At 47.1% G+C, this 16,465-nt stretch carries 10 protein-coding genes and 3 tRNA genes; 5 read left to right on the top strand and 8 right to left on the bottom strand.

Features of this window, described 5'->3' with window-relative positions; all coding sequences use genetic code 11:
- The first annotated feature begins 58 nt into the window (after positions 1-58).
- From L21SP3_RS04035 to L21SP3_RS04045, 3 genes are all read left to right on the top strand, one after another.
- Entirely contained in the window at positions 59-796 is a 738-nt protein-coding gene (locus L21SP3_RS04035) for a zinc ribbon domain-containing protein (protein ID WP_077539471.1), read from the top strand.
- Complete coding sequence (gene purN, locus L21SP3_RS04040; RefSeq protein ID WP_077539472.1) at positions 796-1,434, top strand: phosphoribosylglycinamide formyltransferase; 639 nt, start codon at positions 796-798, stop codon at positions 1,432-1,434. Before L21SP3_RS04035 ends, purN begins: the two co-directional genes overlap by 1 nt.
- 96 nt (positions 1,435-1,530) lie before the next feature.
- Positions 1,531-1,604 (top strand) — tRNA-Val (locus L21SP3_RS04045).
- 215 nt (positions 1,605-1,819) lie between these two features.
- Here the strand turns inward: L21SP3_RS04045 and L21SP3_RS04050 are convergent.
- Entirely contained in the window at positions 1,820-3,163 is a 1,344-nt protein-coding gene (locus tag L21SP3_RS04050; RefSeq protein WP_227806805.1) for an IS5 family transposase, read from the bottom strand.
- Positions 3,164-3,438: 275 nt separating this feature from the next.
- Here L21SP3_RS04050 and L21SP3_RS04055 point away from each other — a divergent pair, with 275 nt between their 5' ends.
- Positions 3,439-4,443 (top strand): uroporphyrinogen decarboxylase family protein, encoded by a 1,005-nt coding sequence (locus L21SP3_RS04055; RefSeq protein WP_077539473.1) that lies wholly within the window; start codon positions 3,439-3,441, stop codon positions 4,441-4,443.
- Between the two features lie 113 nt (positions 4,444-4,556).
- Here the strand turns inward: L21SP3_RS04055 and L21SP3_RS04060 are convergent.
- Positions 4,557-4,629 (bottom strand) — tRNA-Glu (locus L21SP3_RS04060).
- A 4-nt stretch (positions 4,630-4,633) separates the two neighbouring features.
- Positions 4,634-4,707: transfer RNA gene (locus tag L21SP3_RS04065), tRNA-Met, on the bottom strand.
- A 715-nt stretch (positions 4,708-5,422) separates the two neighbouring features.
- Here L21SP3_RS04065 and L21SP3_RS04070 point away from each other — a divergent pair.
- Entirely contained in the window at positions 5,423-8,347 is a 2,925-nt protein-coding gene (locus L21SP3_RS04070; RefSeq protein WP_077539474.1) for a vitamin B12-dependent ribonucleotide reductase, read from the top strand.
- 163 nt (positions 8,348-8,510) lie between these two features.
- On the opposite strand, the gene L21SP3_RS04075 is transcribed toward L21SP3_RS04070, so the two are convergent.
- The 5 genes from L21SP3_RS04075 to L21SP3_RS04095 form a co-directional block, all read right to left on the bottom strand.
- The gene (locus L21SP3_RS04075; protein ID WP_077539475.1) at positions 8,511-9,932 is read right to left on the bottom strand and encodes a sulfatase-like hydrolase/transferase; all 1,422 of its coding nucleotides are present in this window, start codon (positions 9,930-9,932) and stop codon (positions 8,511-8,513) included.
- A gap of 68 nt (positions 9,933-10,000) precedes the next feature.
- Complete coding sequence (locus L21SP3_RS04080; protein WP_077539476.1) at positions 10,001-11,176, bottom strand: Rid family hydrolase; 1,176 nt, start codon at positions 11,174-11,176, stop codon at positions 10,001-10,003.
- Between the two features lie 20 nt (positions 11,177-11,196).
- Positions 11,197-13,455 (bottom strand): hypothetical protein, encoded by a 2,259-nt coding sequence (locus L21SP3_RS04085; protein WP_123785128.1) that lies wholly within the window; start codon positions 13,453-13,455, stop codon positions 11,197-11,199.
- A gap of 9 nt (positions 13,456-13,464) precedes the next feature.
- Complete coding sequence (locus tag L21SP3_RS04090; protein ID WP_077539478.1) at positions 13,465-14,763, bottom strand: DUF1501 domain-containing protein; 1,299 nt, start codon at positions 14,761-14,763, stop codon at positions 13,465-13,467.
- A gap of 24 nt (positions 14,764-14,787) precedes the next feature.
- Positions 14,788-16,338 (bottom strand): DUF1553 domain-containing protein, encoded by a 1,551-nt coding sequence (locus L21SP3_RS04095; RefSeq protein WP_077539479.1) that lies wholly within the window; start codon positions 16,336-16,338, stop codon positions 14,788-14,790.
- Positions 16,339-16,465: the final 127 nt, after the last annotated feature.

A 16,465-nucleotide genomic window follows, 5' to 3' on the forward strand; every position in this document is an offset into this window, starting at 1 on the left:
TAAGTACATAGTGATATTTTTGTTGCAAGATTTTAATAACTGAATATGGAGCATACTCATGGGACCTTTACTCGAGGGACTTTACAAGCTGCAAATTGAAGAAGACAAGCTTCGAGGAATGAATAAACGTCTTGAACGTGCTCAGCGGGCCGTAGTGCTTCAGCAGAACAAACTCAAAGAACTCGAAGATAAACACGCCGGCACTCAGGAGGAAATCAAAAAACTCAAAAGCGAAGCCGATTCGCTTAATCTCGAAATAAAAAGCAGGGAGGCGACTGTAGAGAAATATAAAACCGCACTGAACTCCGCTAGAAACAACAAAGAATATGCAGCAATCCTCACAGAGCTAAACACCAATAAAGTTGATAATTCTAAACTCGAAAACAAAATCCTTGAAATATATTCGGTTATCGAAGAGAAAGAAAATGAATGCACCAAAATAGAGCAGCAGATAGAAGAACAGAAAAAGACTATCGATGAGGTGAAGGAGAAAGCTGCCGATAAGATTAATGAATGCCAGGCCTCGCTGGAAGAAACACGTAAGAACTGGCAGAAAGCCGCTTCTGAGGTAGATAAGGAAACACTTCAAGTTTTCAAACGACTCTCCGAAACATACGACGGAGATGCAGTGGCATTTATAGAAAAGGCTGACCCGAAGAAAAATCTTTTCCACTGCGGCGGCTGTTTTATGGCGCTCACAAACGAAGTTTACAACAGGCTGCTGTCTAAGGATGAGATAATAAGATGTCCAAGCTGCAGCAGAATAATAATACTGAACCCCGAAGAAGAATATTAATGGGAATAACACGCATTGCTATACTTCTCAGCGGCTCGGGCAGAACAATGGCTAATATCTCCGAGCAGATCGAAGAAGGCAGGCTCAATGCCGAGATTGCAGCTGTTGTAAGCTCAAGAACCGCCTGCAAAGGCAATGAGCGGGCAGAAAAGCTCGGGCTTACCCCTGAGATAATCCGTCCGAAAGATTTTGCAGACGTGGAGCAATTCAGCGGAAAAATCGCAGACCTGCTGAACGAGAAGCAGATAGATTTAGTCGTTCAGGCCGGCTGGCTCTGCTACTGGAAAATTCCGGAAAGATTTGAGAATAGAGTAATGAATATACACCCCGCCCTTCTGCCCAGCTTTGGCGGCAAGGGGATGTGGGGGCATCACGTCCATGAGGCGGTGCTGAAGAGGGGCTGCAAGGTTTCAGGATGCACAGTACACTTCTGCAGCAATGAATACGACGCTGGCCCGATAATTCTCCAGCGAACCTGCCCGGCCTTCGCCGAAGACACGCCGGAAAGCCTCGCTAAGAGAGTTTTCGAACAGGAACGTATCGCCTACCCTGAGGCAATTAGGCTGTTTTGCGAAGATCGTCTAACCGTTATAAATGGAATTGTGCATATAAAAGCAGCCAGCCAGCAAAACGATTAATACTATCTCTGCCCTGCCTGAAAACTGATTTCACTTTACATTCCTGCTTTTTTTCGTAATATTAAGCCTTCAATATGGAAGCTTATTTCAAATCTCGGGCGGTTAGCTCAGCTGGCTAGAGCATCTGGTCGACATCCAGGAGGTCATTGGTTCAAGTCCAATACCGCCCATTCTGTCCACTTTTGCACTCAAACGCACTATGAAGCATTTGTTCGCATAAAGCATTACTCTTTAGATACTTAACAAACTTTTCAAAAAGCTGCTCAAGCTCCCTGCACCTTTTTTCATCTCCCTGCAGATACGGTTCAGGATACGGTTTACAAAGCCGAGCATTAATTAGTCGTTCCTGAAAAATCAATGATTTTGGGGAAACTAAAAAAATATATCAGGCTAATCGAGTCTTTAATTTGCTTTTCATTGCCAAATTTCTGTAAAATTCAATAATTTTAAGCATAAAAATATAGGCAAAAGTAAACTTCTCTAGAAGTTTACGCATATTGTACCCAAAAGCGCTGCCGAGGGCGTTCATTTTGTCCCCTTCTACACCTTTCAAGAAGTTTCTTCCCAACCTGTTGTCTTCTTTGAGGTGGCCTATCGTTGGTTCTATGCTCGATCTTCTCTTAATCCACCTCTTGATACTTCGTTTCTTTTTTCGCCAGCCCTTTTCTACAATTTCAACATTTCCAATATCTTCGCAGCCATGTTTCTTGTATCCTCCATCAACATAAACATCTCCAAGCTTTTCTCTCCCGATTAAATTCATTGTCTGCTTCAGATTAGCCCGAAGAGTATGGCCATCATAAGGGTTTCCTTCAAAGCCCAACGCTCCTACGATAAAATTATTCTTGGCAGTAGTTACAATTCCAACCTTATTTCCAAACTCATATTTCTTGTGGCTTTTGCCTTTCCCAATGCAGCAGACGTGAGGTTCGTGAATACTGTAGAGTTTATTTTTGCTTTTCTTTGTCTGGGCTAAAAGCTTCTTAGCGGCTTGAAGCAATGTATCAAAAATTATTCTTAACTGCTCATTGCCTGCTATATTCCGCTCGACCTCTTTCGTAATTCGCCGCAGGTAGTTCCTTAATTTCTTCACTTCTTTTTTAGCTCTTTTGAACTGTTTTGCACGTCGATACCTGCCCTGCATTACATACGCCCTTTTCCCAACCCTTTCGTAGCTTTGGCGAAGTTGGAGTTTTGATGCTTTTGCAAGATCTACAAGCTTAATGCGCAGTTTGTGGCAGAGTTTTGCGTCGGTCGGATAAGTGATGTTCTTCTGCTGAACGGTTGTATCTGCAACGAGCTTGTTGAAATCGTTCTTTTTGATAACCTTAAGCTTCAAGCCGGCTTTGATAGTTTCTTCGAGCAGCTCTTCAAGACCATCAGATTTTACCTTATTACGCCACTTAGTCATACTGGTTGGATCAATAGGAGGCTCGTGCTGGAAGTATCTTTCGCCGCAGAAATACTGCCAGTAAGGATTCTCAACCCAGCCGGCAACGATTGCTTCATCGCTGAGATTGAAAGTGTACTTGAGATACTGAAGGCCGACCATCAGGCGAATCGGCTTGGCCGGCCTGCCTGAATCAGGACTGTATAAACTGCCAAACTTCTCTTCAAAGCGAGACCAGTTGACAACCTCTGAGAGTTGGACTAAAGAGTGATCAGGATTTACAAGAGGTTTTAATGGCTGCTGAAAGAGTAAGCCTGCTTTATTGTTTTTTGCCTTCATTATTTTGTCCCAATATTGCAATGTTTTGATAGATGTAAGATAAACACTTGCAATATTATACCATATCTCGAAAGCTTTTCAATCATATAAACCATTATCAGAAAAGAATTTAAGGAAATTTTAAACTTTTTCAGGGGCGACTAATTACAGGCAGTAAGCAGATTTGATTAAAAGTATCTTTCTCTTAATTCCAGCTAATTTATAGACTTGCGAATTTGGCAAATGAAGTTATGTTTGTCATTAGATAATTATAAATTTAAGCAAATGGGGATCTAATGACTTCACGCAAACTGGTAACAAAGACACTTGAGTTCGATAATCCTGAAAGAATTCCGCGACAGCTCTGGCTTCTTCGCTGGGCTGAGAATAATTATCCGGAGCAGGTTTCGAGAATAACGGAAACTTTCCCTGACGATGTAATTTCTTCTCCGAATTTTATTAAAACCAAACCGCAAACCTTTGGCGACCCCTATATTTCAGGCACATACAAAGACGAATGGGGCTGTGAGTTTTACAATAAACACGATGGAATTATGGGGGAAGTCAAATCACCTTTAATTGAAAAATGGGATGAGCTTTCCAAAGTTCGCCCCCCTTCTGAGATGCTCACGGTGGATAAAGAAAAGGTAAACAGCTATTGCAGCGAATCAGATAGATTTACACTTGCAGGCGCTGCTCCGAGGCCTTTTGAGAGGCTTCAGTTTCTCAGGGGAACAGAAAACGTAATGCTTGATCTGGCAATGCAGCCGCCTGAGCTTGAAACCCTTATTCATACAATTCATCAATACAACCTCAAGCTCCTTGAAACTTGGGCTGAAACGGATGTTGACGGGCTTATGTTTATGGACGACTGGGGTATGCAGAATTCGCTGCTTATTTCGCCGGATCATTGGCGAAGGCTTTTCAAGCCGATGTACAAAGAGTATGCAGATATAGCCCGCTCAAAGGGCAAAAAAATCTTTATGCATTCCAACGGATACATATACGAGATCCTTGAAGATTTGATAGAGATCGGACTTGATGCTATAAGCAGTCAAATATTCTGCATAGGCTTAGACAAACTCAGCGAAAAATTCAGCGGGCGGATAACATTCTGGGGCGAGATTGACCGCCAGAGTCTCCTGCCTGAAGGCAGCACAGGCGATATAAGAAATGCTGTTCAAGATATATGCAGCAAACTCTACAGAAACGGCGGCGTTATTGCTCAGGTGCAATTCGGGCCGGGAGCAAAGCCGGAAAACGTTTATACTGCGTTTGAAGAATTTAATAATATACTGTAAAGAGCTGCAGGGAAGAGCAGGAAGGCAAAGGGGAAAGTGATGTTACCCCTTGTTATTGCAGCAGTTTGCAAGAAAAAAGCCCTTTCCTGCATAACCAAATAAAGAAGGGCGAATACCCCCTAGGAGAATCGAACTCCTGTTTCCGGGATGAGAACCCGACGTCCTGGGCCACTAGACGAAGGGGGCATAATAGCGATGGGTGGAATCGAACCACCGACCTTAGGTTTATGAATCCTACGCTCTAACCGCCTGAGCTACATCGCCTTAGGAAAAGAATTAAGAATTTTACAAAAAATCTGGCTGAGTTCAAGTGCAATTTTAATAAAATTCCCGCCCTGCAGCTGAACAGCGGAGGAGAGATGTTTTTTTCAGCCGATAAGCAGCACTCAGATATTTCAGCCACTGAGAAACGCTAAGAAGCACTAAGGGTTTGACGAACCACTAATTCAAACTGATTTTTCACTGATGATTTTGCCACACGCCGCCAAATCTATCCGATTGTTTTCAGGCACAGGCGGACAGGCTCCCCGCCTTCGCCGGAATCCAAGTGCGGCTCTGATTTCCCTTAATATTACGCCACGATTTCACGATACGAAATATTTAAACCGAGCAACGCATGAAATCCGTGCAATCTGCTGAATCTTCGGATGATATATATGCGAATTAATAGGTAACTTTCCTTATAAACACTTCGGAACTCGCAGCTCGCCTGCAACTACATATAGTATGAAAACTGAAAATGAAACACTAACTACAGTTCTTTTTCAATAATTTAAAAATTTTTTCTGCTGTAGAGGCGTGTCAGTAAAAGGTTTACAGAATTGGCAGTTTTTTGCAGGAAATTCTTCCTTGAATTTGGGGCGGCAAGTTTTTAAAGTAGAAACCAATCCTGCTATATCGTGCTTAGGGAGAATCCAAGCACTATATATAGTATTATAACGAGTTAATATTTATGACAGACTAATAAAGGAGTTATACCATGGCAGGGAAGGCTCAGCCGAAAAACATCAGCGTAAAGAGGTATTTTTCCACGGAAGGGAAACACCCCTTTGACCAAATCGAATGGGAAAACAGAGAAGCTGTAATCACAGATGAAAAGGGCAATGTAATCTTCAAGCAGGAAGACATAGAAACCCCGAAGAACTGGAGCCAGCTTGCTGCCAAAATTGTTGTTAGCAAATACTTCTACGGGGAGGCAGGCACAGAACAGCGTGAAAAATCAATCAAACAGCTGATCCACCGCGTAGCCCGCACAATAGCAGACCGCGGCTATAAAGACGGGTATTTCACAAGCCAGAAGCAGCGCGATCTTTACTACGAGGAACTGGCTTATCTCTGCGTAAACCAGTACGGGGCATTCAACTCGCCTGTATGGTTCAATTTAGGGCTAAAAGACGAGTACGGCGTTGAAGGCAGCCCGCACAACTTCCATTACGCCCCCGAGAAGGGCGAATCTGTCCCCTGCGAGAACACATACACCTACCCGCAGTGTTCAGCCTGCTTTATACAGAGCGTTGAGGATACCATGGAAGACATTATGAGGCTAGCAAACAGCGAGGCAATGCTCTTCAAGCACGGCTCGGGAACAGGCACCGACCTCTCAACGCTCAGAAGCTCGCGTGAGAAACTGTCCGGGGGAGGGATCCCTTCAGGGCCTTTAAGTTTTATGAAGGTGTTTGACCAGATTGCTGGCGTTATAAAGTCCGGCGGGAAAACCAGACGCGCTGCAAAGATGCAGTCTCTTATGGCAGACCATCCGGACATCAAAGACTTCATAAACTCCAAGCTGCGTGAAGAGAAGAAGGCCTGGGCGCTGATAGAGCAGGGCTATTCCGGCGATTTCAACGGCGAGGCCTATGGTAGCGTTATGTTCCAGAATGCCAATCTCTCTGTCCGCGTTACAGACGAATTTATGAAGGCTGTGGAATCAGACAGCACTTGGACAACCAAAGCAGTAACTTCAGGCAAAGAGGTTGACACCTACAATGCACGTGAGCTTATGGATGAGATCTGCGAGGGAACGAGAGTTTGCGGTGATCCGGGGCTTCAGTATCACAGCACAATCAACAAATGGCACACCTGCCCGAACGAGGCGCCGATAAACGCCTCCAATCCGTGCAGCGAGTATATGTTTATCAACAACTCCGCCTGCAACCTCGCCTCGCTTAACTTGATGAAATTCCGCAATGAAGACGGAAGCTTTGATGTGGAGTCTTTCAAGAAGGCAGTAAAGATCTTCATAATCGCTCAGGAAATCCTTGTTGACAACGGCAGCTATCCTGAGAAAAAGATCTCGGACAACAGCCATAAATTCCGCCCGCTCGGCCTCGGATATGCAAATCTGGGCTGTTTGATGATGAGCCTTGCTCATCCGTACGATTCAGAGCCCGCCCGTGAGCTGGCAGGGGCTATCACAGCGATAATGACAGGCACTGCATACGAGGTGAGTTCTGAGCTTGCCGTTCAGAAAGGCACTTTCGAAGGCTACGAGGCCAACAAAGAGCCTATGCTCAACGTTATCAGTATGCACCGCGATAAGGCATACCAGCTCAAGGAAACGCTCTGCCCGAGGTATCTGGTGGAAGAGGCCAAAAACGCATGGGACAGAGCCTACGATTTGGGCACGAAATTCGGATACCGCAATTCGCAGACTACCGTTCTAGCACCGACAGGGACAATCGGGTTTATGATGGACTGCGATACAACGGGAATCGAGCCGGATATTGCGCTTGTGAAATACAAGATGCTCGCAGGCGGAGGGATGATTAAATACGTTAATCAGACCGTCCCCATGGCGCTCGATGAGCTTGGATACAGCAAAGAAGAGATCGAGAAGATCAAAGAAGAGATCGACAGAGACGACACCATCGAAACCTCTGAAATTTTAAAAAAGGAACACCTGCCCGTTTTCGACTGCGCATTCAAGGCGCGTAAAGGCAAGAGAAGCATACCGTGGATGGCGCATCTGAAGATGATGTCCGCTGCACAGCCCTTCCTCTCAGGGGCGATAAGCAAAACCATCAATATGCCCAACGAAAGCACCAACGAAGATATAATGCAGGCATACACCGAAGGCTGGAAGATGGGGCTCAAGGCTGTTGCCGTTTACAGGGACGGGTCTAAGCGTACTCAGCCTCTCAATACCGGCCTGCAGGAAGAGAAGCAGGAAGAGACGAAGGTCAAGGAAGTTCTTGTAAAAAAACCCTACCGCAGAAGACTGCCCGAAACGCGGTGCAGCATAACGCACAAATTCAGCGTAGCAGGGCATGAGGGCTATCTCACTGTAGGTCTATACGATGACGGCCAGCCCGGCGAGCTGTTTATAACGATGGCAAAGGAAGGCAGCACAGTAGGCGGTCTTATGGATGTGATCGGGACATGCACATCGCTGTCTCTTCAGTATGGAGTGCCTCTGGTTACGCTTGTGGACAAATTCCGGCACGCAAGATTTGAGCCTGCAGGTATGACCTCAAACAAGGATATGCCTTTTGCCAAGAGCCTTATAGACTACATATTCTGCTGGCTGGGGTGTCAGTTCCTCCCGGGATACGCAGAAAAGAATACCCCGCACAAGAAAAGCAGCAGTACGATTGATCTGTCAAAGCCTCTCACAGAGCAGCCCGAGGATGAACAGGGAAAAAAGCCGAGCACCGGCAGTAATCAGGCCGGTAAGCAGAAGGAAAAGGAAGCGCAGAAAACCGCTAAACAGCCGGCATTTTCTGTTACCGAAACCAGCTCTACAGACGGGGCAGCCGAGAAGCTGAGCATTATAGGACAGTTCAACAAACAGTTCGACCACTTCCAGGATGATGCGCCCGCCTGCGATATTTGCGGGTCTATCACTGTGAGAAACGGGACCTGCTACAGATGCCACAACTGCGGCAACTCAATGGGCTGTTCATAAAGATTTAATAGAGAAAACAATCTCTATAGGGCGTTCGGGGCACGGACGCCCCTTTTTTGCGCCATGAGTAAACTCTTCGAACTAGAGCTAAGCCCCGATGCAGCGAAGAAAACTCCGCTGCCCGCTCCGATTGCCGCAGGTTTGCAAAGCTGAGAGAAAAATATTAAGAACTCAGCTGTTCGGCAATGTCATACTCGATCCAGCCGCCGCCTCTTTTCCATTTCGGCGGAGCCATTTCACTTTCCCACTGCTTATAAAGCTTTTTGAGATGTTTGAGTTTCTCAGGGTTTTTATCCGAGAGGTCGTTCTTTTCTGATATATCTTCTGCGAGATTATACAGACCGGCGGTGCCATCTTCCTGATGAACCCATTTCCAGTCTCCATCCCGCACAGCATATCCCTCGCCCCTTTTCCAGAAAAGTGTTTTATGCGGGCGTGATTTCTTTTTGCCGTTTAGGTAAGGCATCAGATTAACGCCGTCGAAGGGCTTGCCGAGAATCTTGCTCCCCCCTGCTGCTGCGTAGGCTGTGGGGAGGAAATCAAACCCGCTTACAGGTTTGTCGTAAACAGTATTTTTCTTTATCTCGCCCGGCCACTTCATTATACAGGGCACGCGGATTCCGCCTTCCCACTGCGAGCCTTTCATGCCTCGGAGCTTTCCGTTTGATGCCCCGTTATTTGTGCCGCCGTTGTCATTGAAGAACATAATGAGCGTATCATCCTCAAGCCCAAGCTCCTTGAGTTTGCCTGTTACTCTGCCGATGCTGTCATCCATTGCCTTAGTCATTGCGGCATTTGCCCGCCTTCTCCAAGGCTCAACATCGCTGAACTGCTCCAAATCTTCCTCTTTGGCGTGCATCGGAGTATGAACAGCGTTGTATGAGAGATACAGGAAAAACGGCCTGTCTTTATGCCTTTGCACATAATCGACTGCGTAATCGGTAAAGTCATCTGTGGTATAGGTGATTTTCTCTTCGGGATAAACTTTCTGATCCTTTATCATCACGTGATGCTCGTTTACTTCTCCTTCAATCGGGAAGTAGGAGCGGGCGCCGCCGAGGAAACCGAAAAACTCATCGAAATTCCTGTTCCAAGGCTGAAACTGCGGACGAAGACCCATATTCCATTTACCAATAACGCAGGTGCGATAGCCGAGGGATTTGAAGTAGTCGGCAAAGGTTTTCTCGTTCGGATCGAGGCCGAGATCGTCCTGAGTATAACCTTGCATCGGCTTGGCATCGGGGCCGTTGAATTCGTGGCCGAAACGCTGCTGATAACGCCCTGTAAGAAGCCCTGCTCTGGACGGGCAGCATACCGAGGCAGTTACATACGCCTGAGAGAATCTCGTTCCCTTCTTCGCTATCGAATCGATGTGCGGGGTCTGCTGAACTTTTGAACCCTGAAATCCGAAATCGCCGTATCCTGCATCGTCTGCGAGAAATACTATCACGTTAGGCCGCTTTTTCGAACTCAGTGCATCTTTTGCCGTCTGCCTTGATGCATCATTCGCCGCAAAGGCTGCGCCTGAAAAGGCCGAAAATGCCAATGAACTGCACGCTGCTTTGAGAAAACTTCTTCTTTCCATAATTTATCTTTCTATTAACAAAAAACATCATTCGTCTTTAATAACGCAGAGTATCTGCTTGCAGATAATCAGAAAGCCGGCATATTAGGCTGCTCTGCGGGGGTTATTGCGATTCCTTCAATCTCCACGAGCCATCCCGGGCGGCATACCGGAGCAACCACAAGCAGGCAGGGCACCCCCGGGAAGCAGCGATTTATAAGCTCTTCTGCTGGCCCGCTGTCTGAAGGGTCTCGCAGGTATACGGTGATTGCGGCGAGATGCTCTCTGGAGCTGCCTGCCTGGCTGAGGAGGGCATCAATATTCTGGACTGTCCTTTCAAACTGGCCAAAAAAATCTTCCGAATGAACCACCACCCCCTCTTTGTCTATGCTCGCTGTACCAGATATGAGAGTATGGATTCGGTCTGTGTATTTTATTGAAGTCGCCCGCTCGAAGGTAACGCCGTAAATATGCGTAGGGCTCAGCCACTCAGGAGCGGAGATATACTGAATCTGATTTTTGGCAGGATTATCTATTGCATAGTAATCCAGGAGCACCTTGCAGGCGGGATTGTCCCATGCACCTTCAATGCCTGTACTTGCGATAAAATGCGTATCTTTTGTTAAACCTTCCTTCTCGAATATTTCTCTTCTGGCATCAACAAGCCCCTTGTAGTTCCCGTCAACGTTCTGGACGTAGAACCAAGTTCTCACGACATTATCTTTGAGCGTCATTGAGTTTTTATCGAGCCGTCCTGCAAGTTCATCGAAAACTGCATAAGTTTGCAGGTATGAGCTCTCTGCATCCATGCTGTTTAGCGATGCGGAGAAAATATGTCTTTGCGAATTGGGGGTAAAGCTCACAAAAGAGCGCCCCGATTCCTTTTTAACAGCTTCGCCGCTTTGAGCAGCGTGATATGCCCAAAGGCTAAGCTTAGCCGCCCCGCACGGGGGCTGGGAAACCTTTGAAACCGCGCACCCTGAACGTGCGGGATTACTGCTGGAAAAATCAAGGCCTTCGAGAACTTGAGCCTGATTTATAAGATCGCTGCATAAAAACCGCCTGAATATAGCAGTTTCCTCGCATAGGCCAAGCTCTTCAATCGCCTTGCTGTAGGCGGATTTAATCCATTCAAGCTGGTCTTGTGCATATCCCCAGCAGAGCGGCTGAAATGTGAAGTGGAATTCTTCAGTGCCGGATTTGTTTTTGAATTTTGAAACGAATGTTTTAATCTTACTGCTGAAATCAAAGGTGATATATTCCATATTTCTCTCTTAAACAGGTTTTATGCTCCTGAAACTACTTCGTATCTAATCGCCGGCATACAGCCGAGATTCCACGTATTCACTTTCCCGCCCTTTTTGCGCGGCTTAATTCTTGCCTTTGCCTCAAAGATAATATTTCCCTTATCTCCCGCCTTAAGGCCTTCTCTTGCCCTAAGCTTTATGCTGTAGCCGTTTTTGCGAGGTGTGATATTCGCATAATCGATCGCTTCAGGGCCTTCTTTTATCGACAGAATTATGCTGCCGTATTTACCCCTGAGATGTCCGGCTGTTTTAATATTTACTGCTGCCCCTCTGCCTTGGACAATCTTCACGGGCTGTTGGGAATCAACAGAAACGGGGAACTCTCTCTTACCCTTTCCGTTCAGATCTGCAAGAAACCCCTCAGCAGGAACTAGATGGTGCAGCACAAAGGCCTGAGTGGTATCGTCTGCCGGGCATACTTCTCGAGTAATCCTGCTGCCTCCGGCAGATGCATAGGCTGTAAACTCAAGATTAGAGAGCCTCTGGGCAGGCTTGGCCGGAGCGTTAAGAGTGGCGAAGATGCAGCTCTCACCTTCCGGTATTACTGCGCCTTCGAGGCTGTAGCCAGTTTTTTTGTTTTTAACGCTTATCTCAATGGCTCCATCGAAACCGTCTTTGCGGAGTGCGCAGAATTTGAGCATCTGATAATCGCCGAGGTGGTGTTTTGTGCAGGAGCGGTCTGTAAAAACCTTGAAATCCGGCATCGGCTCGGACATTCTGAGCCGATAGCAGTGATTCTTTGAGCCTTTGCCCTGCGTATCGCTCAGCTCAACAGTTAGCTTTTCGCTTTTTCCCGCTTTATAGATCAGATAAGAATCGGCGAAATGGGTAATCATTCCCGTTCGGGTCTTTTCGCTGTCGTCATTGAAAGCAAGGATTTTGCCCGCCTTGTTTTTAATCCGCAGAAACGAATCCAAAGGCGAATTCAGCCTCGCTGCCCAAACCTCAAATACGTATGTTCTGCCCTTTCGGGCATCAAACGAAAATGCATCAACATCGCCTTCTGCTGCAATCCTGCCGTTTACTGCTAAGGGCAGCTTAACCGGCTGCGGTCTGTTTTTCGGGTTTTCCTTTTCGATCATTTCAGGAAGCTCGCTTACGAAATACTTGAACTGATTAGAAACCAAACTCCCCTTTTTGAGTAAATCCCTTTTGACCCCGCTCTCACCCCCCGTATTGAGGGCTGCGCTTTTGGCGGGCAGATTCCAGCCTTCCAGCTTTGCACGAACTTTTTCGCCCTTCTTGGCACCGAGCGGGAAAACAGATTCCACAAACGGGCTCTTGTCTATTGAGACTCTGTAAACAAAATCCTCCCTGCCGCGAAAGACAGCATCCCTTATCTCAAGGGTGTATCTGTCTGTTCTGGGCACATCAAAAAGGATTACAGGGTCAGGCTGATTCCGGAAATCATCACAGAAAGCAGCCTCTCTGCCGGTGTGATCCTTTACAGATACAACCGCCTGAAACCAGCCCGGGACAGAATCAGCGAGATAAGGAACAAGCTCTCGTGCCTGAGTTTTTATAACAAGCTTCTCGCCCTTATTTGCCTTAAAGTAAAACTTATCCACATCGCCCGGGGTAATCTGCCCGTTAATCACTGCAGGATGCTGGAGGACATCCTCCTTGCGGGGCTCTCTGGTATTCGGCTCATACTCCCTGAACTCCTTATTCACCCCCACCATAAAAACAACCGGATTGGTAATCCCGTTTCTGCCCCTGAGCCGAAGCTCGTATCTGCCCGGTGCAGCATCCTTTGAAACCTTGATTTTCGCTATCACCTTCTGGTCTATCTGATTGGTCCTTTGAAGCCTGTTCAGGCGGACTGCTGCGTTGTTAAAATGCTGAAACTCCTTCTTGCTCATCTTTTCGATGCGGTTTATATACCAGTCGCCCTCTTTGCGGCCTTCCTTTTTGAGCATCTCCTTGCGCAGCTTTTGGATATGCTCATCGGATTTGCCGTTTTGCCTTGCCCTTACAAGCGGTATATAAACCCTTCTGCTTCTCGGGCTTCGGTGGTTTGCTTTGTCGATAAATTCCGCCTGCACATCTTCTGAGTTTGAAAGCACCTCGCTTACGCTCCAGAGCGCCTGCCCGCCGAAGACTGCGGTAATCGTATCGCCCCTGCACGCTCCTGCAGGATATACATACCCAATCTGCGGGACGGCGGCAAACGCACTAAGACTCAAGAGCAAAACTGCATACAGCAGAGAAAATTTTGGCATCGTGTTTTTACTCATATCCCTGTCCTACATAATCTCCGTTAGAAGGCCTTCGCCCTCGGCAAGAGGCATAACAATTTCATCAAGTCCTCTGTTATTTGGCAGCTTTGCAGCAGGGTCTATGCCCATAAGCGTGTACATACTTGCAAGAAGCTGCTGAGGGTGTACGGGATTCTCAGCTACTTTAGCAGCCTTTTCGTCGGATTTGCCCACTACCTTGCCTCCTTGGAAACCGCCTCCGCCTACTACAACGGAAAAGCAGCTTCCGTGATGCGATCTGCCGCCGTTCCAAGGTGCGTTCCACTGCACTTTCGGGCCTCTTCCAAATTCGCCGCCCCACCAGATAATAGTAGAATCAAGCAGGCCTCGGTCGCTAAGATCTGCAAAGAGAGCAGAAAGGCCGGCATCGAGCTCGGGAAGTTTATTTTTCATTGTTTCAAAATGACGCTTATGCGTATCCCAGCCCTTGTAGTTGATTGTGATATACGGGACGCCGTATTCTGCCAGCCGCCTTGCCATAAGACAGGACTGGCCGAATGTATTCTTACCGTACATCTCGCGGGTCTGTTTCTTTTCGGTGGAAAGGTCGAAGATATCTTTCGTATCCCCAAGTATCATATCGTAAGCCTCTTGGCGGGAGCTCTGGGCCACTTTGAATATATCCAGATTCGAAGCAGACTTCCCGAGTGTATCAAGCTTTCCAAGCAGCTGCCTGCGGGACTGCTGACGTTTCTCGCTTATGCCTTTGGCTATAATACCTGAAACCTCAAACGGATCTTTAGCAGGGTCGCCGCCTGTTGCAAACGGCTTGTAATCCAGCCCGAGGAAGCCGCATTCTGAAAACCTTCCCTGAGGCTCTGTCAACACAATATAAGGCGGAAGCTTTTTGTCGTAGCCCTTTCCCCTGCCCTTAAAAAGCGATACTACCGCCCCTGCGCAGGGATGAACTATCCCGGGCGTGGGCTTGTGGCCGGTTTGAACGAGATAGGAGGCGGTTTCATGGGCGTTAGTTCCGTGAGTCATACTGCGGATGATGGAGTATTTATCGGCGTGTTTGGCGAGCTTTGGAAGAGCTGCGTTTACTGTTATCCCGTCAACATTGGTTCCAATCTCTTTATCAAGAGGCCCGCAGTAGTCCTCGCCTGCGCGGGGTTTGGGGTCGAAGGTGTCTATCTGCGAGGGGCCTCCCCACATCCATATCTGTATCACAGACTTTGCCTTGGCCTTCGGAGCAGCAGAGGCCTGTGCATTAAGAAGATAAGGAGCAGCAGCGAACGATGCGCCGGTTTTCATCAAATCTCTTCTTGTAAATTCGAATCTGCTCATAATTTCCTTCTTTCGTTATGAAAGTTAATGTTTATAAGAAAATTCCCTGCTGTTGACAAGAGCCCATGCAATATCCTGAGAAGCGTTGAGCAAATTAAGCCCGCTGCTGCGGGAGTAATCTAATGCATGCTTGAGTTCTTCTTGGCTGGGCGGCCTGCTGAGGATGCTGAGATACAGCCCCGCTGCAATCCGGTTTCCGTTTTTTCTATTATCACGAACCAGTTTTTTCAGCTTCCAGCTTCTTGAAATCTTGCTGTTGATGTAGTTGGAATTCAGCAGATACCTGCTCTGCGCGGCAGAGGGCTCTAAATTTCTCTCTGCGAGAAAGCCGGTATCTCTTGAGGGCTTGCCGAACAGTGCGAGAAACGGGCTGGTAATGCTGCCGTCCTGAATGGATACAGCTTTTTTGTATGCAGGGAAGAAGGTAAAAGGCTCGGGGATTCGGCTTATATAATTCCCGCTGCTGCCGCCGAAAATTTTATCGAGGATGTCCGAGAGGACTTCCGCTTCCACCCGTCTTATCTTGTAGCAGGCGAAATATTTCTCCGCTTCTGCAGGCCTTTGCTCGGGCATAGAAGACTGCTGGTAGGTTTGGGAGGAGGTAATAAACTTAATCAGATGCGCAACATCCCAGCCGGAGGAAACGAATTCCTTCTTCAGGCAGCTCATAAGCTTCGGATTAACCGGCCTGCTCTCAGGCCTGCGGTTGTCGAGGTCGGTATAGATGCCGCTTCCCATAAGCCAGTACCACACGCGGTTAACCATATTTTCCGCAAAATAATCATTTTCCCCTGAAACGAGCCATTTTACGAACGGAGCTCTAGGGTCTTCGCCCGCATCAATCGTAACTTCCCTGCCCCCGAAAGGCAGAGTCGCTATAAGTTTTGTCTCTGCGGCTGGGTCGTTATATATTATTTCCTCTTTCCATTCTTTCGTGCCTTTATAGCAGAGCCTTGAAAAGAAGGGTGTAATGCTTTGTGAAGTTTTATCAGGCCAGTTTTCCAGCCTTATGCCCATAAACGTAAGTGCTGCAGCAGAAGCAATGGTCTCAGGTTCATTTCCCTGAATTGCCCTGTAAAAATTTACAGGAGGGGATCGGAAATTGCTGCCGCTGGATAAAAGAATTTCCTGAGCGAATTTATCGTAGGGCTTGTTGTTCAATACGCTGTCATATATCCACTTGTAATAAGCCTGAACGCCGTTTGGCCATAGATTAACCGGAAATTCCGCCTTAACCCGCAGGGTATCGCATAGCTTCATTGTCCAGTAATCAGCGTATTCAGGGCTGCCCAAAAGCTTATTGATGAGCTTTTGACGTTTATTTTTGCTCTTGTCTTTCAGAAATTCCCTGACCTGCCAGTTGTGCGGGATTGTGCCGGTAAGGTCTAAGTAAATGCGTCTTAGAAATACAGTATCCGAACACTTTTCTGCCGGCTTGAGTCCCTTTTCCTTTAAAACGCTTAAAACAGCCCTGTCCAATTGACTCTGCGAATCCGCCAAAGATGACGAACCGGTCTGGTACAAGCCGGCAAAGCTTGCAGAGACAAATAAAATAATAAAAGCAAAAAGCCTCATAGGCCAACCCTTTCAGCTCCGCTTAAGGCGGGGGTATATATAATTTCTTGTATAGACGTTTTCCAGCAGTGTAATATTTCATTGAGCAGAATTATTACGTTAAATCATTTTTTAACTTCCTGCATTG

It is taken from the genome of Sedimentisphaera cyanobacteriorum, assembly GCF_001997385.1.
Taxonomy (GTDB): Bacteria; Planctomycetota; Phycisphaerae; order Sedimentisphaerales; family Sedimentisphaeraceae; genus Sedimentisphaera; species Sedimentisphaera cyanobacteriorum.